The 23,806-nt window shown below is 60.0% G+C and carries 14 protein-coding genes and 2 pseudogenes; 8 read left to right on the top strand and 8 right to left on the bottom strand.

Annotation, left to right across the window (positions count from 1 at the left end):
• Positions 1–29: 29 nt before the first annotated feature.
• From selO to CKW21_RS32120, 5 genes and pseudogenes are all read right to left on the bottom strand, one after another.
• On the bottom strand, positions 30–1,493 hold the full coding sequence (gene selO, locus CKW21_RS01210) for a protein adenylyltransferase SelO (protein ID WP_095192207.1): 1,464 nt from the start codon (positions 1,491–1,493) through the stop codon (positions 30–32).
• A 48-nt stretch (positions 1,494–1,541) separates the two neighbouring features.
• On the bottom strand, positions 1,542–4,892 hold the full coding sequence (mscK, locus tag CKW21_RS01205) for a mechanosensitive channel MscK (protein WP_095192206.1): 3,351 nt from the start codon (positions 4,890–4,892) through the stop codon (positions 1,542–1,544).
• A gap of 35 nt (positions 4,893–4,927) precedes the next feature.
• A complete protein-coding gene (locus CKW21_RS01200; RefSeq protein WP_095192205.1) occupies positions 4,928–6,670 on the bottom strand; it encodes a potassium/proton antiporter in 1,743 nt (580 codons plus the stop codon).
• A 239-nt stretch (positions 6,671–6,909) separates the two neighbouring features.
• On the bottom strand, positions 6,910–7,773 hold the full coding sequence (locus CKW21_RS32125; RefSeq protein WP_371917495.1) for a methyl-accepting chemotaxis protein: 864 nt from the start codon (positions 7,771–7,773) through the stop codon (positions 6,910–6,912).
• Positions 7,765–8,520, bottom strand: a pseudogene (locus tag CKW21_RS32120) (MCP four helix bundle domain-containing protein); the annotation flags it as partial. The pseudogene CKW21_RS32120 and the gene CKW21_RS32125, both read right to left, overlap by 9 nt.
• A gap of 382 nt (positions 8,521–8,902) precedes the next feature.
• On the opposite strand from CKW21_RS32120, the gene CKW21_RS01190 reads away from it, so the two are divergent.
• The 4 genes and pseudogenes from CKW21_RS01190 to CKW21_RS32110 all read left to right on the top strand — a co-directional run bounded on the left by CKW21_RS01190 (position 8,903) and on the right by CKW21_RS32110 (position 11,476).
• Positions 8,903–9,145, top strand: coding sequence for a hypothetical protein (locus CKW21_RS01190; RefSeq protein ID WP_095192203.1), 243 nt, complete (start codon positions 8,903–8,905; stop codon positions 9,143–9,145).
• Complete coding sequence (locus CKW21_RS01185; protein WP_095192202.1) at positions 9,142–9,441, top strand: cell division protein ZapA; 300 nt, start codon at positions 9,142–9,144, stop codon at positions 9,439–9,441. Before CKW21_RS01190 ends, CKW21_RS01185 begins: the two co-directional genes overlap by 4 nt.
• Positions 9,442–9,496: 55 nt before the next feature.
• Positions 9,497–10,612, top strand: a pseudogene (locus tag CKW21_RS32115) (cache domain-containing protein); the annotation flags it as partial.
• Positions 10,613–10,630: 18 nt separating this feature from the next.
• Entirely contained in the window at positions 10,631–11,476 is an 846-nt protein-coding gene (locus CKW21_RS32110; protein ID WP_371917494.1) for a methyl-accepting chemotaxis protein, read from the top strand.
• 140 nt (positions 11,477–11,616) lie between these two features.
• Here the strand turns inward: CKW21_RS32110 and CKW21_RS01175 are convergent, their stop codons facing one another.
• From CKW21_RS01175 to putA, 3 genes are all read right to left on the bottom strand, one after another.
• Positions 11,617–13,419, bottom strand: a complete 1,803-nt coding sequence (locus CKW21_RS01175; protein WP_095192200.1) for an acyl-CoA dehydrogenase — start codon at positions 13,417–13,419, stop codon at positions 11,617–11,619.
• Between the two features lie 125 nt (positions 13,420–13,544).
• On the bottom strand, positions 13,545–13,757 hold the full coding sequence (locus tag CKW21_RS01170; protein ID WP_095192199.1) for a hypothetical protein: 213 nt from the start codon (positions 13,755–13,757) through the stop codon (positions 13,545–13,547).
• A 189-nt stretch (positions 13,758–13,946) separates the two neighbouring features.
• On the bottom strand, positions 13,947–17,900 hold the full coding sequence (gene putA, locus CKW21_RS01165; RefSeq protein ID WP_095192198.1) for a trifunctional transcriptional regulator/proline dehydrogenase/L-glutamate gamma-semialdehyde dehydrogenase: 3,954 nt from the start codon (positions 17,898–17,900) through the stop codon (positions 13,947–13,949).
• Between the two features lie 461 nt (positions 17,901–18,361).
• Here putA and putP point away from each other — a divergent pair, with 461 nt between their 5' ends.
• The 4 genes from putP (at position 18,362) to CKW21_RS01145 (ending at position 23,763) form a co-directional block, all read left to right on the top strand.
• Entirely contained in the window at positions 18,362–19,846 is a 1,485-nt protein-coding gene (gene putP / locus CKW21_RS01160) for a sodium/proline symporter PutP (protein WP_095192197.1), read from the top strand.
• 356 nt (positions 19,847–20,202) lie between these two features.
• Complete coding sequence (locus CKW21_RS01155; protein ID WP_095192196.1) at positions 20,203–22,095, top strand: type VI secretion system tip protein VgrG; 1,893 nt, start codon at positions 20,203–20,205, stop codon at positions 22,093–22,095.
• Positions 22,085–22,822: a DUF4123 domain-containing protein gene (locus CKW21_RS01150; protein ID WP_095192195.1), complete on the top strand. Its 738-nt coding sequence runs from the start codon at positions 22,085–22,087 to the stop codon at positions 22,820–22,822. The genes CKW21_RS01155 and CKW21_RS01150 overlap by 11 nt, the downstream gene beginning before the upstream one ends.
• Before the next feature lie 101 nt (positions 22,823–22,923).
• The gene (locus CKW21_RS01145) at positions 22,924–23,763 is read left to right on the top strand and encodes a 23S rRNA (adenine(2030)-N(6))-methyltransferase RlmJ (protein ID WP_095192194.1); all 840 of its coding nucleotides are present in this window, start codon (positions 22,924–22,926) and stop codon (positions 23,761–23,763) included.
• Positions 23,764–23,806: the final 43 nt, after the last annotated feature.

Below are 23,806 nucleotides of genomic sequence, written 5' to 3'. Positions count from 1 at the left end.
CCCGCTTGAATTTTCAAATGCGCGGTACATCACGACGAACAACTGATCTCCAGATGCTTGCCCCACTCTGGCGGTCGCTCCGCATAGCTCTCCATCCCCGGCTGCTCCTCGAACGGCTTGCTCAGCACCGCGTGCAGGCGGCGGACTTCCGAGTAGTCGCCCTTTTCTGCCGCATCGATAGCGTTTTGCGCCAGGTAGTTGCGCAGGATGTACAACGGATTGACTGCGTGCATCCGTTGGCGACGCTGCTCCTGGTCAAGCGTGCCTTCGCGCATTACCCGGGCGACGTAGAGCTCGCTCCAGGCGTCGAAGCCCTTGAGGCCGACGAAGTCATCGCGTAGACGACGCGCAGCCGCTTCAGGTGATTCATTGCCCAGCCGGCGGAAGAACAGGCTGTAATCGACGCCACTGTTCTGCATCAATTGCAGCAGGTGTTCCAGCAGCTTCTGGTCCTCCTCTTCTGCGGTGGTGAAACCCAGGCGGCGGCGCATCAGGTCCAGGTAATGGGCCTGGAACAGCGGCAGGTACAGGCCGAGGGTTTCGCGCAGGGCCTCGACGCTGATGAACGGCGTCAGCGCCTGGGCCAGGGCGCTTAGGTTCCATTGGCCGATCGGTACCTGGTTGCTGAAGGAGTAGCGGCCCTGATCATCGGAGTGGTTGCAGATGAAGTTGGCATCGAAGTCATCAAGAAAGGCAAACGGGCCGTAGTCGAAGGTAATACCGAGGATCGACATGTTGTCGGTGTTCATTACCCCGTGGCAGAAGCCGTAGGCTTGCCACTTGGCAATCAGCTCGGCATTGCGCTCGACGATCTCGCGGAACATTGCCAGGTACGGTTCAGGTTGTTCCAGGCACTCTGGAAAATGCATGGCGAGGACGTGGTCGCCAAGCTCTTTCTGCTTTTCGGGACGTTTGGTGTAGTAGAAGTATTCGAAGTGCCCGAAGCGCACATGGCTGGGCGCCATTCGCAGCACCATTGCCGCGCGCTCCTGTTTTTCGCGCCAGACAGGGGTGTCAGAGCCGATCACGCACAGTGCACGAGTGGTCGGGATGTTCAGCGCATGCAGGGCTTCTGAGGCGAGGAATTCGCGGATCGAGGAGCGCAGTACCGCCCGTCCGTCGCCCATGCGCGAGAAGGGCGTCTGCCCGGCACCCTTGAGGTGCAGGTCCCAATGCTCGCCGGCTTCGTTGTACACCTCACCCAGCAACAGGCCACGGCCGTCGCCCAGCTGCGGGTTGTAGGAACCGAACTGATGCCCTGAATAGACCATCGCCCTCGGGATCGCGTCGGCCCAGAGCTTGTGGCCGCTGAACAACTCGGCGAATTCCTGGGTTTCGGCCACGGCCGGGTCAAGATCCAGCAACGCCATGGCGGCGGGACTTGCCACCACCAGGCGCGGGTTGTCGATCGGTTCGGGCAGCACATGGGCGGAAAACGCATCGCCCAGGCGGTCGAAGCGATTATCGAAGGTCAGTTCGTCGAGGGCTTTCAAAGGCCGTCTCCAGCAGAATGTCCGAGCATTCTGCTGGGGAATTGCCGGTTAGTCGAGTTTGGCGGCGGGCGGCTCTTGCGCCGGCTTGCCATCGACCATCGGCACGATGGTTTTCGCTTCCGGCTCGATCGGCACCATCTTGTATTCCTGGCCGTGGAGGTTCTTGAGGTAGACCTCCATCTGCCGGAACGAGATGTTGATGTGCTGCTTCTTGAACTCGCGATTGATGAAGCGGTTGACCTCATCGAGTACCGGGTTACGGTCGCCGAGGTCACGCACATGCATGCGCAGCTCGTGATCGAGGGTGCTTTCACCGAAGTTCAGGAAGTACACGTGCGGCTCCGGTTCCTTGAGCACACGTGGGTTTTCCCGCGCGGCCTTGAGCAGCAGTTCCTTCACCAGGTCCAGGTCCGAGCCGTAATCGACCCCGAGCTTGAGCGTCACCCGGGTGATGGTGTCGGTCAGGGACCAGTTGATCAGTTGTCCGGTGATGAACGTCTTGTTCGGGACAATGATGTCCTTGCGGTCGAAGTCGGTGATGGTCGTGGCGCGGATGCGGATCTTGCTGACCGTGCCCGACAGGTTGCCGATGGTGATGGTGTCGCCGATCCGCACCGGGCGCTCGAACAGAATCATGATGCCGGAGATGAAGTTGGCGAAGATCTCCTGCATGCCGAAACCGAGGCCTACCGACAGCGCCGCCACCAGCCACTGCAACTTGTCCCAGCTGACGCCGAGGGTCGACAGGGTCGAGACGAAGCCGACGCCGGCGATCACGTAGGACAGCAGTGTGGTGGTGGCATAGGCGCTGCCCTGTGCCAGGTTCAGCTTCGACAGCACGAAGACTTCCAGCAGACCCGGCAGGTTGCGCGCCAGGGCGAAGGTGATGCCGATGATGATCAGGGCGCCGAGCATGTCGCCGATGCTGATCGGCACCATGCTCATGTTGGCGCCGGTGCCGCTGGTGTATTCGTAGAGGGTGATGTTGTCCAGGTACGAGAACACCGTGATCAGGTCGGCCCAGACCCAGTAGAGCAAAGCCATGAAGCCACCGAGCAGTGCCAGGCGGATCAGGCGCAGGGATTGTTCGTTGACCTTCTCGATGTCCAGGGTCGGTTCTTCGATCACCGCTTCACCGTCGCCGGCCTCTTTCGCTGCCTGACGTTTGGTCAGGGCGCGCTGGTAGGCGAGGCGGCGTGCCGCCACGCTGAGGCCGCGCACGAAGGTGGCTTCGATCACCAGCCAGAACATCAGCAGGTACAGGGTGTTGATCAAGCGGTCACTGAGTTTCAGCGCGGTGTAGTAGTAACCGAAGCACACCGCCACGAACAAGGCGATCGGCAGGGCGGTAAACATGATGGCCACGGCCTTGCGGAACAGCGATGCGTTCTCGTGGGTCGGGCTGCTCCATAGCAGTCGGCTGAGCAACCAAGTCATCAAGGCGTAGCAGATGAGTACCACCGGCATGCCCAGCACGTCGTCGGCCAGTGCCGCCGGTTGCAGTTCGGCAACTGCGACCACGGCGACCAGTGCCATCACCACCATGCCGAGCCGGCGGACCCAGCCGCGCAGGAATTCGACCTGAGGCTTCTCCCAGCGGAAATGCAGTTCCGCCACGCCGCCCGGCGCGAGGATCCGATAAGCGGTGTAGAACACCAGCCATGCCTGGGCCATTTGCAGCAACGCTGCACCCATGTTGGCGTTTTGCCCGCGAGCGTCGATTTGCAGGGCCAGGCCACACAAGGCCAGGCCCAGCGACACCGGCATCGCCAGCAGAATGTTGATCAGAATCGCCTGCGGCGTATGCCACTGGCTGTCGCGCTTGAAGTGGCCGATGTCCTGGTGAACCTTGTTCAGTCGGGCGTACAGGCTCTCGCGGCGCCACAGCAAGGCGCCGATCAACAGCGCCAGAGGCAGGAACAGCAACGGTCGCTGAGTCAGGCCGTCGGTCAGCTCACTCAGGCTGGAGGCCAGGGGAAGCGTATCGATCTGACGTTTCAGACGGTCCGGCACGCTGCGGAACCATTCAGGATCAAGCGGCTTGTTACTGGGAATCCAGAACATCTGCTCATCGAGCGTCGCTCGCAGGCTTTGCGCTGTGCTGAGCAGTTGCTTCTGGTTCAGTTGCAGGGTGATGGATTCGTTGAGCACGGCGCTCAGTTCGCGGTTCAGCCGCTCCAGCAGGTCCGCACGGGTGGTGGCCAGCTCCAGCAGGCTCTTGCGCAGCTGCGGAGTGACTTGCTCGGGCGGTTGGGCCGACAGCAGGTTGTCGACGTAGGTGGTCGGGTTGCTGAGCAGCTCCCGTTGCTGGCTGACTTCGAACTGATACAGACGAATGTCGGCGATCTGGTCGGCCAGATCACGGTCGACCCGCAGACGCGGCAAGGCCTGTTTCTGTTTGTAGAGAATCTTGGAGAGCAGCAGGCTGCCCTTGAGTACGTTGATTTGTTCGTCCAGGGCCGAATCGCTCTGGGTCACGCTGTCCAGTTGCTGCTTGGTCTGCAGGTTCTGCTGGGTGACTTCGTTGAGGCGGTCAGTGCTTTTGAGCAAGTAGTCCGAGAGCTTCAGGTTGGCCGCGCTTTCGGTCGCCAGCAGGCTGCTGCCACCGGCCTTTTGCGCTTCGATGGACTGCTGCGTCACCGTTTCCTGGGATTGAGCCAGGCGCTTCTGGTTGATCAGGTTTTGCAGCTCCTGGATTTCCCGATCCAGCCGGTCGGATCGCTCCGACAGCAAATCATGCTGACTATTGCCCAGGTCTTGCAGCTGAGTGTTGCCGGCCAGTTCCTGGCGACGCAGCGGAATCAGGGCGTTGAGTGCCGAGAGTTCAGCATTGAGCTGGTCACGCTGCTCGGCGCTCAAGGTCTTGCCGGCGTCCTTGCCGGCCTTGAGGATATTGTTGATCTGCTGGATGCGCGTCTGGCTGGCGGAAATTTCCGCCTGGGCGCGCTCGGGGCGAGTCTGGGCGGTAATGATCAGGCTGTTGGCTTCGGCCAGTGCCTTTTGCAGATCGCTTTGCTGCGTAGAGCGCTCGGTGAGCATCTGCTCAAGCTGCTGAATCGACTCTTTGGTAAAGCGTTGCGCAACTGGCACCACGTTGCTGGCCTTCAGGCGCGTCAGCTCACGCTGGTTCTCGACGGTCTGTTTGGGGGCCGTGGCCAGTTGCTGCTTGAGGTCGCTGAGTTTCTGCTCGTAATCACGCTGGTTGTTGAGCTGCGTCAGCGTGCCTTGCAGGACCGACTGCAGGGCTTTTTGATCGGCCTCCGGCAGTTTGCGGTCGGCGATCTTGTCCAGGCTCGCCTGCACGGTTTCGCGGGTGGGTGGCTCAGCGGCTTGCAGCGTGCCGACGGAGAGGCTCAGGCCCAACAGGACCAGGACGAAAAAGGTGCGCAGGCTTGACATAAAGACCGATCAAAAAACAGGACGAAGTGTGGAGTTTAGAGGAAGAGTCCCGGACCCGGGCGACTTCCTTCGGGGAATCTGACGCCCACTTTACCGATCTTGTTCCCCTCCATGACCGCAACGGTCCAGATGGTGTTGTTCCATTCCACCTGGTCACCGACTACTGGTGCGCCCCCTACTTTCTGGGCAATGAAGTGGCCCAGGGACATGTCCGGATCGATGCCTTCGACCTTCAGCCCGTACAGGGCAGCAACCGCGGCCAGCTGGGCATCTCCTTCGAGTACGAAGTCGCCGAAAAAGCGCAAATCGAGGCCTCGTTGCGGAGCCTGGCTGAAGAGTTTTCCGAGGGCTCCAAGATTGTGTTCATGGCCGATTACGCACAATAAATCGTCGACTTCGAGCACCGTACTACCCGACGGATGGAGCAGTTGCTCGCCACGAAACAGGGCTGCGATACGGGTGCCTTCGGGCATTTTCAGCTCGCGAAGGTGCGAACCGATGCACCATTTTTCGGCGCCGAGGCGATAAACGAACAGCTCCCACTCGCTGGTGACGTGAACTTCGAGGGCCGAACGGGAGATCGGCGCCGGCTCCGGTGGCACCGTCACCTTCAGCAGTTTGGCGATCCACGGCAGGCTCGTGCCCTGCACCAGCAGCGACACCAGTACGATAAAGAAGGCGAGGTTGAAATAGAGTTGGGCGTTGGGCAGGCCCGCCATCAATGGGAACACAGCCAGAATGATCGGTACCGCGCCGCGCAAGCCGACCCAGGAAATGAACGCTTTTTCGCGGCCATGGAAGGCTTTGAAAGGCAGCAGGCCGACCAGTACCGACAGCGGCCGGGCAAATAGAATCATCCACAGCGCCAGGCCCAGTGCCGGCAACGCAATCGGCAGCAAGTCGTGGGGCGTGACCAGCAGCCCCAGCACCAGGAACATGCCGATCTGCGCCAGCCAGGCCATGCCGTCGAGCATGTGCAGGATACCGTGGCGGCTGCGTACCGGGCGGTTGCCGATCACCAGTCCACACAAGTACACCGCCAGGAAGCCGCTGCCATGCAGGGCGTTGGTCAGGGCAAACACCACCAGGCCGCCGGCGATGACCAGAATCGGATACAGGCCGGTGGCCAGGTTGATGCGGTTGACCATTTGCAGCATCAGCCAGCCACCGCCCAGGCCAATGACGGCGCCGATGCCGAACTCGCGCAGCAAGTGGGTCAACAGGCTCCAGTGCAGGCCGGTCTGGCCGCTGGCGAGCATGTCGATCAGGGTCACGGTGAGGAACACCGCCATCGGGTCGTTGCTGCCGGATTCGATCTCCAGGGTTGCGGTCACCCGCTCGTTCAGGCCTTTGCCACCCAGCAGGGAAAACACCGCGGCGGCGTCGGTGGAGCCGACGATGGCGCCGATCAGCAGGCCTTGAATCATGTTCAGGTCGAACAACCAGGCGGCGGCCATGCCAGTCAGCCCGGTGGTGATCAAGACGCCAACCGTTGCCAGCGACAACGCTGGCCATAACGCCACGCGGAAACTCGACACCCGGGTGCGCAAACCGCCATCGAGCAGGATCACCGCCAGTGCAAGGTTGCCGACGAGGTAAGCCGTGGGGTAGTTAGTAAAAATGATGCCGCCGCCATCGACCCCGGCGGCCATGCCCACCGCCAGGATGATCACCAGAATCGGGATGCCGAGGCGCGAGGAAAGTGAACTCACCAGAATGCTCGCACCTACCAGCAACGCGCCGATCAAGAACAGGCTGTTGATGGTCGTCGCATTCAAAGGCAGTACTCCGGAAAGCTGAAAGACGGGCACAAACTGACCATGCAGTCTGCGTGCCAGCGATTCTAACCTGTTGAAATGTGATGCTGTCAAAAAGCTTTTTGGTTGTCGCACATCCATGTAGGAGCGAGCTTGCTCGCGAAGAACTCAATGACGACGTGTTGATTCAGGCAGCACACGTTATCGTTGACGTCCATCGCGAGCATGCTCGCTCCTACAGGAAATGTGTTACCGCCTGATCAGAGGCTGAACCGCCCAACCATCGTGTTCAGGTCCACTGCCAATCGCGACAGCTCGCTACTGGCCGCACTGGTCTGGTTGGCGCCGGTGGCCGATTGCACCGACAGATCACGAATGTTCACCAGATTGCGGTCCACTTCGCGGGCCACTTGCGCCTGCTCTTCGGCGGCGCTGGCGATGACCAGGTTGCGTTGGTTGATTTCGACGATGGCGCTGTTGATGGTGTCCAGCGACAGTCCGGCGCCGCGGGCAATGTTCAGGGTCGATTCGGCGCGCTCGGTGCTGTTGCGCATCGAATCCACCGCGTGCTCGGTGCCGCTCTGGATGCTGCCGATCATGCGTTCGATTTCGCTGGTCGACTGCTGGGTGCGGTGCGCCAGGGCCCGAACCTCGTCCGCCACCACCGCGAAGCCACGGCCGGCTTCACCGGCGCGCGCCGCTTCGATGGCAGCGTTCAGGGCCAGCAGGTTGGTCTGGTCGGCCAGGCCGCGAATCACATCCAGCACTTTGCCGATATCGCGAGATTCATTGGCCAGGTCGCCGATCAGGGTGGCGGTACTTTGCACATCGGCGCTCATGCGCTCGATGGCGCTGACGGTTTCCTGCACCAGATCGCGGCCGTCACCGGCGGAAGTCGTAGCGTTTTTCGATGCTTCGGATGTGCTGACCGCATTGCGCGCGACTTCTTCCACGGCGCTGGTCATCTCGTTGACTGCCGTGGCGGCCTGTTCGATCTCGTTGTTCTGTTGGGTCAGGCCACGGGCGCTTTCATCGGTGACACTGTTGAGCTCTTCGGCGGCAGAAGCCAGCTGAGTGGCGGAGCCGGAAATTCGCTGCAGGGTGTCGCGCAGCTTGTCCTGCATCTTCGACATCGCCAGCAGCAAGCGGCCGGCTTCGTCCTCGCCGTCGACCGTGATCGGGCGTGTCAGATTGCCCTCGGCGATTTGCTCGGCAGCGTTCAGCGCGTTGGCGATCGGTTTGGTGATGCTGTTGGTCAGCAGCCAGGCGAACAGAATCGTCAGGCCAGTGGCGATCACCAACAGGGTAATGACCAGATTGAACGCCGAATCGTATTGATCGGCGGCTTGCTGGTTGGTGTCGAGGGTCTGCTGGGTATTGATCTCCAGCAGCTTGCTCAGCACAGCGTTGATCGCTTCGGAGTTGCTCAGCAGATCGGCGTTGAGCAGGCTGCGCAGTTCGTCGACCTGATTATTGCGCGACAGGGTCTTCATCCGGTCTTCGATCTGGCGGTACTGCCCGAGCAGCTGTACGTATTGATCGTAGGCCGCACGTTCCTGCGGGCTGGCGATCAGTTTTTCGTAGGTGGCCTGGGCGGCGCGGATCTGCTGGTTACGCAATTCCAGCAGCTCGATGGTTTTCTGTTGCACGTCCGGCTCGCGGTTCACCAGCAGGCGATAAGACAGCACGCGCAGGCGAAGCGTCAGTTGAGTGAACTCGTCGAGGCTCTTGATGCTCGGCACGCTACTGACGGTGATGTTCTCGGCGGCACCGCGGATCTTGCTCATCTGGTTCAGGGCAAACACGCCCAGCACCAGCATCAAGCCGCCAATCAAGGCAAAACCGAGGAACGCTCGCGGCGCGATATTCATATTACGAAGGGACATGGTGATTACCGAAAAGAGCGCACCTGAGCGGTGCCGAGGCTGACGTATGAATGACTTATCGGTCATGCGCCCGAAGTCTTGAGCCCTTGTATTAATTGTAGGAGCGAGCTCGCTCGCGATGGACGTCAACGATGACGAGGGGCACCTGAATACACGCGGTGCTCATGTCACCATCGCGAGCGAGCTCGCTCCTACAGGATGAGGCGGGCGACGAAGTGCAGGAACCAGATCGGCCAATCACAGTCTTTAAAGTTCGCGAGACAGGTCACTCGTCAGGAAAATCAAGGCTTTGCGCCCGTTTAACCCTGGCATCCACGGTGACTTTTCTTTATCGTACGCGCCCTTTGAAAATGCCTGGAAAATCAAAATGTTGGAAGCATCCCTAAGCCAATTGGAACAACTGGTCAGCGACCTGGTACAACAGAACCAGACCCTGCTCGGTACCAGCCAAGCCCTGAGCGCAGAACTGGCCCAGGCCAAGGATGAAAACGAAAGCCTGCAACTGAGCCTGATGGAACAGGAAGAGAAACAAGGCGCCACCGCCGCCCGCATTCAGGCTTTGGTTGAGCGCGTCAGCGCTGGGCCTCTAGTCGAATCAGTCAGCGCATGAGTTATGGCGCAGGGGTAAAAGTCGTCTCGATCCTGGGGGAGGACTATTCGATCAAGGCGCCGGCCGGGGAAGAACAGACCCTGCTCGATGCTGCGTTGATGTTGAAGGCTGCCCTGGCCGAGACCAAAAAGAAGTACCCGACCCTGATCGGTGACCGACTGCTGGTGCTGGCCGCCATGAACCTGTGCTCGCAACAGATCGAAATGCAGAAGCAGCACAAGCTCGAACTCGACCGTTACCAAGAGCAAGTCAGCGCCACGGTTGAAGTGATCACCAAGACGATCAATCAGGCCTGATCGGCTTTGCGCACAACCAAAGAATAGATTGTCGATTTAGCTGTATACAATCGGCATGGCTGTTGCAGTGTTTCAGCCTCTTATTCTTTGGGGGTGCTCCATGCAGTTCTGGCGACGCAGTATTCAATGGCAGTTGATCCTCAGCATGGGCACCGCCCTGCTGGTCAGTATCCTGATTGTGGTTGGCATTTATACCCTCGTGGTCAATCGCCTGGCCCAGCGCTATCTGGTCGAGCAGGCATTGCCGTCGAGCATCGAAGCGATGCGCAACGACATCGAGCGCATCCTCGTCCAGCCCCTCACTGCCGCCAAGGATATCGCCAGTAACAGCATGGTGCGCGACTGGTTGGCCGGGGGTGAAAATCCCGCCCGGACTTCGTCGTTCGTGCAGTATCTCGAAGGTATCCGCGCCGAACACAAGGCTTTTACCGCGTTGATTGTCGGCACAGCCTCAAACCACTATTTCACTGAAAAAGGTCTGGACCGGACCCTGAGCCGTTCCAATCCCAAAGACGCCTGGTTCTATTCGTTCCTCGACAGCAGCCAGCCGCGCACCCTCAACATCGACAACGACACGGCCACGGGAGAGTTGGCGCTGTTCATCGACATCAAGGTCGAACAGGCCGGTAAAGTCGTGGGTGTCGCCGGGCTTGGGTTGAGCATGAAAGAGCTGTCCGAGCTGATTCACAATTTCGCCTTCGGAGAGCGCGGCAAGGTCTATCTTGTGCGTTCCGACGGATTGATCCAGGTACATCCCGAGGCGCAACTCAGCGGTAAACGCACGTTGACCGAGCAAATTGGCGCGTCTGCCGCGCAAGCGGTGATGGGTCAAAAAGCGGTCGCCACCGGTTTCGATCGTGATGGCGAAGATTTCCTCGCATTGAGCCTGCCGCTGCGGGATCTGGGCTGGACCCTGGTGGCCGAAGTGCCACAGTCGCAGATCTACGCCGAAGCTCGACGCGCGATGTGGATGAGCAGTGGCATTGGCCTGGCGGTGGCGCTGGTGTGCCTGTTACTCGTGGTGTTGCTGGCCCGTGGGCTGGTGCGACCGATTCGTCAGGTAACAGCGGCACTGGTAGCCATCGGTAGCGGTGGTGGAGATTTGACCCACCGGTTAGATTCCAGCCGTGCCGATGAGCTGGGCGACCTGGCTCGAGGTTTCAATCGATTCCTCGACAGCCAGCGCGAGATGATCGGTGAAGTTCTGACCACCAGCGAACGCTTGCGCACGGCTGTCGGCCAGGTGGCGCGGGTGGTGGACAACACCGCTGAGCGTGCCGGTCGCCAGCAGGAAATGACTGATATGGTCGCCACCGCAGTCCACGAAATGGGCCTGACCGTACAGGAAATCGCGCAGAATGCCGGCAACGCGGCGCTCGCTTCGCAGACGGCCCTTGATGAGGCGATGCAAGCGCGGGAAGTGGTGGGCGGCTCGATTCGCCATATCGAAAGCATGTCCGATGAAATCGGTGTCGCTGCCAGCGCCGTGGGTGAGTTGGCCGATCAGGTCGCTTCCATCGATCAGGTGTTGGCGGTGATTCGCAGGATTTCCGAGCAGACCAATCTTCTGGCTTTGAATGCGGCGATCGAAGCGGCACGGGCCGGGGATATGGGGCGCGGGTTTGCGGTGGTTGCCGATGAAGTGCGCACGTTGGCGCGACGTACGCAAACGTCCACCGATGAAATCCAGCAGATGATCGGCAGCCTCAAGCAGGGCGCGGAGAATGCGGTTTCGTCGATGCATACCGGGCAGGCGGCGACTGGCACCGGAGTCGAGTCGAGCCAGCGCACTGGAGCGTCATTGACTGCGATTACCGGGCAGGTCGAGCGCATCAGCGACATGAACCACCAAGTCGCCACGGCGACGGAGGAGCAGTCCGCGGTGACCGAAGAAATCAACCGCAACGTGCAGGGGATTTCCGATCTGGCGCGGGCGACGGCGGGGGAGGTCAGGGCTTGTCGTGAGGATTGCCAGACGCTGCAGCGGTTGGCGGATGATCTGGCGCGGCAGATGGGTGGGTTTCGGTTGAGTTGATGTGCTGTCAGTGATGGCCTCATCGCGGGCAAGCCCGCTCCCACAGGATTTGTGTTGAGCACATTATCTGTGAACAACTGAGATCACTGTGGGAGCGGGCTTGCCCGCGATTGGTTTTCAGCAGCACCGAAGGGCTTTGCTCAGAACCACTCATCCTGCATATTCAGGCAGACATCATCCCGCGCCTCAAGAATCGCCAATTCATGGTGGCACCCCGGAATTTCCCAGGTCAGGAAATACCGCGCTGCCTGCAACTTGCCTTTATAAAAGTTCACATCCGCCGCATTGCCCCTGGCCAATCCTTCTTCGGCGCGAATCGCCTGTTCCAGCCAGCGCCAGCCAATCACCGTGTGGCCAAACACTTTCAGGTACAGCGCCGAGTTCGCCAGGCTGCTGTTGACCTTGCCCTGGGCCAGGTCGGTCAGCAGACCGATGGTTACGGTTTGCAGGCGCGCGACCAGTTTCTCCAGCGGTTCACGCAGTGCGGTCAGCGATTCATGGGCCTGGGCGCGCTCGGCGGTGTCGGCGATCAGGCGGATCAGTTGCTTGAGTCCCGCGCCGCTGTTTTGCGCCAGTTTGCGACCCAGCAGGTCCAGTGACTGGATGCCGTGGGTGCCTTCGTGGATAGGGTTCAGGCGGTTGTCGCGGTAGTACTGTTCCACCGGATATTCGCGGGTGTAACCGTGGCCGCCGAGGATCTGGATCGCCAGTTCGTTGGCCTTCAGGCAGAATTCCGACGGCCAGGATTTGACGATCGGTGTCAGCAAATCCAGTAGCTCATGGGCCTGTTTGCGTTCGGCTTCGCTTTCCAGGGTTGTGGTGTCGTCGAACAGGCGCGCGGCGTACAGTCCCAGGTCGAACGAGCCTTCGACGTAGGCCTTCTGGGTCAGCAGCATGCGTTTGACGTCGGCGTGCTGGATGATCGCTACCGGTGCGGTATTCGGATCTTTACTGTCCGGCACGCGACCCTGCGGGCGTAAACGTGCGTACTCCAGCGAATACAGGTAACCGGCATACCCGAGCATCACTGCGCCCATGCCGACGCCGATCCGCGCTTCGTTCATCATCTGGAACATGTAGCTCAAGCCATGGTGCGGCTTGCCCACCAGGTAACCGACACACTCGCCGTTATCGCCGAAATTCAGTGCGGTGGACGTGGTGCCACGCCAGCCCATCTTGTGAAACAGGCCAGCCAGCAACACATCGTTGCGCTTGCCCAGGCTGCCGTCATCGTTGACCAGGTACTTGGGCACGATAAACAGCGAAATACCCTTCACCCCGGCCGGCGCATCCGGCAGTTTGGCCAGGACCATGTGCACGATGTTTTCCGATAACGGGTGATCGCCGCCGGAGATGAAGATCTTGTTGCCCTTGAGTCGATAAGTGCCGTCAGACGCAGGCTCGGCGCGGGTGCGAATATCCGACAGCGATGAGCCGGCGTGAGGTTCGGTGAGGGCCATGGTGCCGAAGAAGCGCCCGTCGATCATCGGTTGCAGGAAACGTCGTTTCTGCTCCTCGGTGCCGAAGCTTTCGATCAGGTTAGCCGCACCCATGGTCAGGAACGGGTACGAGGTCGAGGCGGCGTTGGCCGATTGAAAATGCGCGAAGCAGGCTTGGGACAAGAGTGTAGGAAGCTGCATGCCGCCAGCATCGAAACTGCGCGCGGCGTTGAGGAAGCCGGCTTCGAGGAAGGCATCCACCGCCGGTTTCACTTCGGGAATCAGAATCGCCTGGCCGTCCTCATAGCGCGGCTCGTTCTCGTCACCCTTGCGGTTGTGCGGGGCGAAGAACTTCTCGGCGATGCTGCGGGCGGTGCCAATGGCGGCATCGAAGGTTTCGCGGTTGTGCTCGGCGAAACGCTCACGCTGGGTCAGGCCCTCGGCATCGAGGACTTCATACAGCTCGAAAGCCAGATTGCGGGAACTGAGCAACGTCTCGGACATGGCGGCTTACCTGTATTGGAGTGCGCCTGAGTCTAAGTCCGGGAATTGAGAGTGGGTAGTAAGATTGATGTGGGTGATGGGCGATTAGAACAAGGAGGCGCACCGGGTGTGCGCCTCCTTAGACTTTACTTAATTACTGGGGTAGTGTGGAGAAGTATTGTGTAGGTCCCGTCTCCATTGCGTACCCAGTTTTTGTTGGTGATCTTTCTAGTGTCTCCTTCTTTATACGTTGTCAGCTCCCCAACGTTGACGCTTAACCACCAATCCTTTGCGGTAATCGGCTCATTCAAAGCTCCGCTACTGATTGTTTCAGATACATTGTCGCTTGTATTTTCCATGTTCGTTCTCCGTTTTGGGGGATGCCCGAAAACAGTGAAAAGAGCCACTCAGGCTCGACTTAAAATACGCCAATGAAAGAGGTTGACTACCTATCAAAAGTGATAGGTTGCTGACAGCGAGGGGGATGGTAGGCTGGGTGCGACGTGATCGTCCCCCAAAAAAATGGGGGACGATCATTAGATAGCTATTTAGCCGATAGTCATCAGGCTCGCATTACCACCCGCCGCCGCAGTGTTAACGCTCAATGCCCGCTCGATCACCAGGCGTTCCAGCGCAATGTTGGACTCACCCTGCGACAGGCCCTGCACACCGACAATGGCACCGGCACGCTTGGCCACTTGCTGGCAGACCGCGCGCAACTGATCGGAATGGCCATGATGCAGAACCGCATCAAACACCAACTCGTCCTTGTTCCAGTCGGAAACCAGCTTGATGCGCGCCTGAATGTCCTTCGGCAGGCGTGCGAACAACGCTTTGCTCAGCTCTGTTTCCGGCCAGACCGCCGAACCACCGACCGCCAATACAGCAGCCAGTTGCGTCAGCAGGTCGCCTTCGACTTCCGCCAGGCACAGCACGTGCTCACGCGGCAGGATCGCATAGCTGTTGCGCTCGCCGGTCGGGCCGGCCAGTACACGGGTGATACCGCTTTGCGATTGCGCGGCGAACTGCACGCACAACGCGCTCAGGTCGGCGAACTTGTTGCTGTCGGCCCAGGCTTTCAGGGCGGTCAGCGGCTTGCTCATGGCGTCGCGCAGGCGCACATCCGGTGCCACGGCGGCGTCGCCGCGAGCGAAGGATTGTTCGATGGCGTCGGTAGGACGGGTCGACAACAGACGGTACAGGTACAGCGGGCCACCCGCCTTCGGACCGGTGCCCGACAGGCCTTCGCCGCCGAATGGCTGCACGCCGACCACGGCGCCAACGATGTTGCGGTTCACGTAGACGTTACCGGCATTGACGGTGTCGATCACCTTGGCGATGGTCTCGTCGATGCGGGTGTGCACGCCCAGGGTCAGGCCGTAACCGGATGCGTTGATCTGGCCGATCAGTTGATCGATGTCCTTGCGCTTGTAGCGAACCACGTGCAGCACCGGGCCGAAGATCTCCCGTTGCAGTTCGTCGAAGCTTTCCAGTTCGATCAGGGTCGGCATCACGAAGGTGCCGCGTTTGATTTCTTCGGCATCGGCGATGGCCACCTGGTACACGCTGCGACCTTTGTCACGCATGGCCTGGATGTGCTTCTCGATGCCTGACTTGGCTTCAGCGTCGATCACCGGGCCGATGTCCACGGACAGGCGTTCCGGGTTGCCGAGACGGCTTTCAGCCATCGCGCCCTTGAGCATTTCGATGACGCGGTCGGCGGAATCTTCCTGCAAGCACAGCACGCGCAAGGCCGAGCAACGTTGACCGGCGCTGTCGAAGGCCGAGGATACAACGTCGATGACCACTTGTTCGGTCAGCGCAGAGGAGTCGACGATCATCGCGTTCTGGCCACCGGTTTCGGCGATCAGCGGAATCGGACGGCCCTGGCTATCCAGGCGACCGGCGATGTTGCGCTGCAGCAGACGCGCCACTTCGGTGGAGCCGGTGAACATCACACCCTTGACGCGATCGTCGCCGACCAGGCCGGCACCGACGGTTTCGCCACGGCCCGGCAGCAGTTGCAGCACGCCTTCCGGAATCCCGGCTTCGAGCAGCAGGCGCACAGCCTGAGCCGCGACCAGTGGAGTCTGTTCGGCAGGCTTGGCCAGCACCGGGTTACCGGCGGCCAGTGCGGCAGCGACCTGACCACTGAAGATCGCCAGCGGGAAGTTCCACGGGCTGATGCACACCACCGGACCCAATGGGCGATGGGCGTCGTTGGTGAAATCGTTGCGTGCCTGCACCGCGTAATAACGCAGGAAGTCCACGGCTTCGCGCACTTCAGCGATGGCGTTGGCGTAGGTCTTGCCGGCTTCGCGAGCCAGCAGGCCCATCAGCGGCTGAATCTCGCCTTCCATCAAGTCGGCGGCACGTTCGAGGATCGCGGCACGTTCGGCTGGCGGGGTGGCCTGCCAGATCGGTGCGGCTTTCAGGGCACATTGGATGGCGTTGTCGACGTCGTCGACGGTCGCTTCCTGTACGTGACCGACCACGTCACGCAGGTCGGACGGGTTCAGGACCGGTGCCGGTGCTTCGTTGCTGGAAGCGCAACCGAGCATCGGCGCGGCTTTCCAGTGATTGTGTGCGGTGGCCAACAAGGCACAGGAGAGCGAGGCCAGACGATGTTCGTTGGCCATGTCGATGCCGCTGGAGTTGGCGCGCTCGGAACCGTACAGATCACGCGGCAACGGGATGCGTGGGTGCGGCAGGCCGAAACCGCCTTCCAGCGTCGCCATTTGCTCGATGCTCGCCACCGGATCGGCGACCAGTTCCTGGATCGAGATCGACTGGTCGGCGATACGGTTGACGAACGAAGTGTTCGCGCCGTTTTCCAGCAGGCGGCGCACCAGGTACGCCAGCAGGGTTTCGTGGGTGCCAACTGGTGCGTACACGCGGCACGGACGGTTCAGCTTGCCTTCGGAGACTTTGCCTACGACCTGTTCGTACAGGGGTTCGCCCATGCCGTGCAGGCACTGGAACTCGTACTGGCCCGGGTAATAGTTCTGACCGGCGATGTGATAGATAGCCGACAGGGTGTGGGCGTTGTGCGTGGCAAACTGCGGGTAGATGACTTCCGGCACCGACAGCAGCTTGCGTGCGCAAGCGATGTAGGAAACGTCGGTGTACACCTTGCGGGTGTAGACCGGATAACCTTCCAGGCCTTCGACCTGGGCGCGCTTGATTTCGCTGTCCCAGTAGGCGCCTTTCACCAGGCGGATCATCAGGCGATGACGGCTGCGACGAGCCAGGTCGATCACGTAGTCGATCACGTACGGGCAACGCTTCTGGTAAGCCTGGATCACAAAACCGATGCCATTCCAGCCGGTCAGTTGCGGCTCGAAGCACAGGCGCTCAAGCAGGTCCAGCGACAGCTCAAGACGGTCGGCTTCTTCGGCGTCGATGTTCAGGCCGATGTCGTACTGCTTGGCCAGCAAGGTCAGCGACAGCAGGCGTGGGTACAGCTCGTCCATCACGCGCTCGTACTGCGCGCGGCTGTAACGCGGGTGCAGTGCCGACAGCTTGATGGAGATGCCCGGGCCTTCATAAATCCCGCGACCGTGGGAGGCTTTGCCGATCGAGTGGATGGCTTGCTCGTACGAGGCCAGGTACTTCTGCGCGTCATGTTCGGTCAGTGCGGCTTCACCGAGCATGTCGTAGGAATAGCGGAAGCCCTTGGCTTCGAACTTGCTGGCGTTGGCCAGGGCTTCGGCAATGGTTTCGCCGGTGACGAACTGCTCGCCCATCAGGCGCATGGCCATGTCAACGCCCTTGCGGATCATCGGTTCGCCGCTCTTACCGATGATGCGGCTCAGGGAAGAAGTCAGGCCGGCTTCGTTGTGGGTGGAGACCAGCTTGCCGGTCAGCAGCAGACCCCAGGTGGCGGCGTTGACGAACAGCGACGGGCTGTTGCCCAGGTGTGGCTGCCAGTTACCGGTGCTGATCTTGTCGCGAATCAGTGCGTCGCGGGTACCTTTGTCCGGGATGCGCAACAGCGCTTCGGCCAGGCACATCAGCGCCACGCCTTCCTGGGACGACAGGGAAAACTCCTGCAGCAGCCCCTGAACAATGCCTGCGCGACCGCCAGCACTCTTCTGATTGCGCAGTTTTTCGGCAATCGAGGCGGCGAGTTTGTTGGTGGCTTCGGCCATAGGCGCCGGCAGGCGCGCCTGCTCGATCAGCATCGGCACCACTTCCGGTTCCGGGCGACGGTAAGCGGCGGTGATCGATGCGCGCAGCACCGATTGCGGCAGGATGCTTTCGGCGAATTCAAGGAAGCACTGATGTGCGTGATCGACATGGACTTCGCCCGCGTCGTCAGCGTCCCTGGTGGTCAAACCGTTCAGCTCGGTCAGGGTTGCACCACCCTCGAGTTTTTCCAGGTAATTGAAAATTGCCTGCTTGATCAGCCAGTGCGGCGTGCGATCAATCGAGGTCGCGGCCGCCTTGAGGCGTTCGCGGGTCGGGTCGTCAAGTTTGACCCCAAGGGTGGTGGTAGCCATGTTTTTATCCTCATGTTTGCCACGACTGCGTGGCATCAGCTGGCGGCAAGATTAGCCGCGTGCCGAGAGAGGTGCAACCGGGTGCAACCCTTTTTTGTCGGAAAAATCAGCGCCTCGTCAGGAATTAAATTCTGGTACGAACGTGCCGCTCCTGCTTGGTGCTTTTACTTCTAGAAAAGCTTCAGGACTGCGCTAAAAAGGAGCAAAAACAACGGCTTTTGTTGTAAATCCGACTAGGTGCAACTAATTCCCGAAAAATGGGTTGCACCTCATTTGCTTTGTTGAATAGCATTCGCGCCCCAAGGTGCAACCCGTCGAAAAGGCAGGTGTGCCGGCTGATGGCTTTCCTGGGGAAACATCAGTCATAAATGCGCGGGATCCCGAATCGTCTGTCAAACGTCATCGTTTGCGAGCGGTTCACCAGCCGCCGCTACATAAAAACAAAGCCAGGGCGTCACTTAATGAGCGTAACGAATCCAACCCTGATCACGTTCGTGATCTACATCGCTGCAATGGTGCTGATCGGCTTCATGGCCTATCGCTCCACCAACAACCTTTCCGACTACATTCTGGGTGGTCGCAGCCTGGGCAGCGTCGTCACCGCACTGTCCGCCGGTGCTTCCGACATGAGCGGCTGGTTGTTGATGGGCCTGCCGGGCGCCATCTACATGTCCGGTCTTTCCGAAAGCTGGATCGCCATCGGCCTGATCGTCGGTGCGTACCTGAACTGGTTGTTCGTTGCCGGCCGTCTGCGCGTGCAGACCGAGCACAACGGCGATGCCCTGACGCTGCCGGACTACTTCTCCAGCCGTTTCGAAGACAAGAGCGGCGTGCTGCGGATCATCTCTGCCGTAGTGATCCTGGTGTTCTTCACCATCTACTGCGCCTCCGGCATCGTGGCCGGTGCCCGTCTGTTCGAAAGCACCTTCGGCATGTCCTACGAGACGGCGCTGTGGGCCGGTGCCGCGGCGACCATTGCCTACACCTTCGTTGGCGGTTTCCTGGCGGTGAGCTGGACGGACACCGTACAAGCCACCCTGATGATTTTCGCCCTGATCCTCACGCCGATCATCGTGATGCTGGCGACCGGCGGCGTCGATACCGCGTTCCTGGCCATCGAAGCGCAGGATCCGGCCAACTTCGACATGCTGAAAAACACCACCTTCATCGGCATCATCTCGCTGATGGGCTGGGGTCTGGGCTACTTCGGCCAGCCGCACATCCTGGCGCGCTTCATGGCGGCGGATTCGGTGAAATCGATCGCCAATGCCCGTCGCATCTCCATGACCTGGATGATCCTGTGCCTGGGTGGCACCGTGGCGGTCGGTTTCTTCGGCATCGCTTACTTCTCGGCCAACCCGGCCGTGGCCATGCCAGTGAGCGAGAACCACGAACGTGTGTTCATCGAGCTGGCGAAAATCCTCTTCAATCCATGGGTTGCCGGTGTGTTGCTGTCGGCCATTCTGGCTGCCGTCATGAGCACCCTGAGCTGCCAGTTGCTGGTGTGCTCGAGCGCTCTGACCGAAGACTTCTACAAAACCTTCCTGCGCAAATCGGCTTCCCAACAGGAACTGGTCTGGGTCGGCCGCGCCATGGTGCTGCTGGTTGCCCTGATCGCCATCGCGATGGCCGCCAACCCGGAAAACCGCGTGCTGGGTCTGGTCAGCTACGCCTGGGCCGGTTTCGGTGCCGCATTCGGTCCGGTCGTGCTGATCTCGGTGATCTGGAAAGACATGACCCGCAATGGCGCACTGGCCGGTATCCTGGTCGGCGCAATCACTGTGATCGTCTGGAAACACTTCGAACTGCTGGGCCTGTACGAAATCATCCCTGGTTTCATCTTCGCCAGCCTGGCGATCTACATCGTCAGCAAAATGGGCGCACCGACCGCCGGCATGCTTCAACGCTTTGCCGCGGCCGAGAATGATTTCCGCCTGAACAAGTAATGGGTTGAGCGCATGCGCTGAGCCAATGCTTGAATGAGAACGGCCCGCTTCCTTTGGAGGCGGGCCGTTTTTTTGTGCATTTTTCGACAATAATTTATTCCCCTGTGGGAGCGAGCCTGCTCGCGAAGGCGGCCGCGCATTCAACATCAATGCGACGGTCAAATCGCTTTCACGAGCAGGCTCGCTTCCACAGGGGGAGTTGTATTTTTTTGCGGCGTTGTCTGTAGCCAGAAGAGCCGTTTTCTGAAGGCCAAAACTACAAGTGAAGTAGGGCATTTCTGTTTTTCCCGCCCCTCGTTCATCCCTACTGTCACTCATGCAGAATCGCGAGCCTCCCCTCTGCAGAGACACGCCGGATGTTCGCTTCTGCCAATCAACCTCGCTTCATGCTGACCCTCGACGGTGTCCCCAGTGAGCTCAAGGTGCTTGAGTTCACAGGCAAGGAGGCTATCAGCCAGCCATACCGATTTGATCTGGAGCTGGTCAGCGAGCGACCGGACATCGAGCTTGAAAGCTTGCTGCACCGTCAGGCCTTTCTGAGTTTCGATGTGCGGGGCGGAGGTGTTCATGGTCAGATTTTTCGCGTTGGCCAGGGTGATTCCGGCGCGCGACTGACGCGTTATCAGATCAGTCTGGTGCCGCGACTGGCTTACCTGAGCCAGCGCATCAATCAGCGGGTTTTCCAGCGCCTAAGCGTGCCGGCGATCATAAAGCGAATTCTCAAGATGCATGGCATCTTCAGCGACACCTTCAAGTTTCAGCTCGGTACCGTTTACCCTAAGTGCGAATACTGCGTGCAATACGCAGAAAGTGACCTGGCGTTTATACAGCGACTGTGTGCCGAGGTCGGTATTCACTACCACTTCCAGCACAGCGTCGATGGCCATCTGTTGGTGTTCGGCGATGACCAGACCGTTTTCCCGCATCTGCCCGAGCCTGCCCTGTACCTGCCGGGCAGTGGCATGACGGCACCGATTCCGGTGATCAATCACTTCAATGTACGTCTGGAAACGCGCCCGACTGCGGTGGTCCGCCGTGATTACGACTTCCATCAACCCCGGATCGAGCTGGAAAGCCATCGTGACAGCAAGCAGCTGCCGGTGCTGGAGGATTATGCTTTTCCGGGACAATTCAATGACCGCGAAGTCGGTAATCATCTGTCGGGACGAGCCCTGGAGCGTCATCGTGCGGATTACCGTCAGGCGCAAGGCGGCAGTGACCAGACCGCGCTGACCAGCGGACATTTCCTTCAGCTTGATGAGCATCCGCGACAGGCCTGGAATGATTTGTGGCTGCTGACGGAAGTCGATCACCACGGTCGACAACCGCAAGTGCTCGAAGAATCGGCGGGCAATGACGATGCGGATGATTTCCAGGGCTATCGCAATACGTTTCTGGCGACGCCGTGGGATGTTTTCTTTCGTCCATCGTTGATCGAGAAGCCCCATATTGCCGGGTATCAATCGGCGGTGGTCACCGGTCCGAAGAACAGTGAAATTCATTGCGACGCGTTCGGTCGGGTCAAGGTCCGGATGATGTGGGATCGCCGCGGTAAGTTGTATGAGCATTCCAGTTGCTGGCTGCGGGTGGCCAGTGCTTGGGCGCACGATGGCTATGGCAGCGTGCTGACGCCGCGTGTCGGCATGGAAGTGCTGGTGGGTTTCGTCGATGGTGATGCTGACAAACCGTTGGTGATGGGGTGCCTGCCAAACGCCTCGACGCCTGTGCCGCTGGACTTGCCAGCTGACAAGACCCGCAGCATTTTTCGCACCCGTAGCAGTCCCGATGGCGGCGGCTACAACGAACTGCGCATAGAGGATCGCAAGGGGGCCGAGGAAATTTCATTGCGTGCCCAACGAAACTGGCGCCAGCAGGTGCTGCACGACATGCATGTTCACGTCGGGCAAAACGAATACCTGCACGTCACAGGTGGCCAGCATATCCACGTCGGTAGCCAAACCGTCAATGCAAGCGGGCAGATTCGCATCAATGCCGGTAGTCAGGTTGTGCTCGCCAGTGGTGCTCACGCGACGATTCAGGCAGGCGGGCACTGGATAAATATTGGCCCTGCCGGGATTTTCAGCAGCGTGCCCATTCTGCTCGGTGGGGTACCGGCACCTGCTCCGGGAGAAATGGGCGAAAAGATTCAAAGTGCCGCTTTGGGCTCGGCACAGATGCGTAACCTGAAAAAAGCCGCACCTTTTTGTGAAATATGCGGACAGTGCAGGGAGGGTGTCTGTGTTGCCTGAATTTTTGTCGCCTCATACGTGGCTCGAGCTTCAGCCGCTGCAACCGTCGGAGCAACTGTTCGCCATCTTCAGCAACGCCAGTTCCGCCGAACCGTTCGAAGCCTGGCGGCGCGCGTCCCCCGAAAAGATACCGAGTCCGATCTGGGCCGAAACCGCTTACGCCGAGTGGGAAGCGGTGATGCCCTTTGTCGCAACCGTCGCTGCGAACAGTGAGTTTCTGCAGTGGGTGGCGACCACGGCGTCACGTGACTGGGGCTGGTTGGCGGTTTCCTCGGCGAGTCAGAAAATAATGGTCGAACACCTGCGCAGTCTCACGCAGGTTTTACTGCCCAATGGCAGCGCGGTGTTTTTCCGCTTCTGGGATGGGCGCTATGTGCTGCCAATGCTTCAGAATGCCGAGGTCAATGGCGCGCAACTGCTGCCGGGGATCGAGCGGTGTTTGATCAATGGCCAGGCCGTCGAAATCGGCGGAAGCGGGCAGGGGGCATCAGTAGCTTTTCCGTGGTGGGAAGTGCCTGAATCACTGTTGCAACAACTGGGTGAAGAGGATGCCACAGCGCAGATCAATAACCTTTTGCAGTGGTTGAGTGAGGAGCAACCTGGTGTTTTTGAGGCGTTTCCTGAAAGCGTATTGCGCAGCAAGGTTACAAATTTTCTCCAGGAGCCTGATTTGCCATCCGTGCCGAAAGAAGAGTTGTTGGTGTATTTGATGGAGGAGCTGAGCTGATGGCTTTGTTCCTTCAGGTTTCTTTGTCGAGCCGCTCGGCCGCGAGCCCCTGACTTGCAGGCCGGTAGAAGGTAAACTTCCCGGCCTTCGCAGGAGCAGCCATGAATTATCGTCACGCCTTCCATGCCGGCAATCATGCCGACGTGTTCAAACACCTGACCTTGACCCGCCTCATCGCCCTGATGTCGCGCAAGGAACAGCCGTTTGCCTATCTCGATACGCACGCCGGCATTGGCCTGTATGACCTTCAGGGCGATCAGGCCAGCCGTACCGGCGAGTACCTGGAAGGCATTGCACGTTTGTGGGATCAGCCGGATCTACCGATCCTGACCGCTGATTACATGCAGGTGCTGCACGAGATGAACCCGGATGGCCAGTTGCGCTATTACCCGGGTTCGCCGGAGTTGGCGCGACGCCTGACCCGCCCGCAGGACCGCGTGTTGCTCAACGAGAAACACCCGGAAGACGGCGTGTTGCTCAAGGACAACATGGCCGGTGATCGCCGGGTGAAGGTGCACCTGGGTGAAGGCTGGCATGTTGCGCGGGCCTTGCTGCCGGTGCCGGAGAAGCGTGCGGTGATGTTGATCGACCCGCCGTTCGAAAAGCTCGACGAAATGCAGCGCTGCGCGGCGTCGTTGAAAGAGGCGATTGGCCGGATGCGGCAAACCGTGGCGGCGATCTGGTACCCGGTGAAGGATCAGCGCGCATTGCGCCGGTTCTATCAGGACCTGGCCGGCACCGGTGCGCCGAAGCTGTTGCGCGTGGAGTTGCTGGTACATCCGCTGGACACGCCCAACAGCCTGAACGGTTCGGGTCTGGCGATTGCCAATCCACCGTGGGGGCTGGAGGAAGAATTGCGTGAGTTGTTGCCGTGGTTGTCCAAGAAGCTTGGGCAGACCCAGGGTGGGTGGCAGATGGATTGGTTGATCGCCGAGAGTTGATCTGTAGGAGCGAGCCCGCTCGCGATGGTCGTGAACGATTACG

Source organism: Pseudomonas sp. Irchel 3A7, assembly GCF_900187565.1.
Taxonomy (GTDB): domain Bacteria; phylum Pseudomonadota; class Gammaproteobacteria; order Pseudomonadales; family Pseudomonadaceae; genus Aquipseudomonas.
The sequence above is the reverse complement of the archived record's forward strand: the minus strand, read 5'-3'. Positions and strand labels throughout refer to the sequence as shown.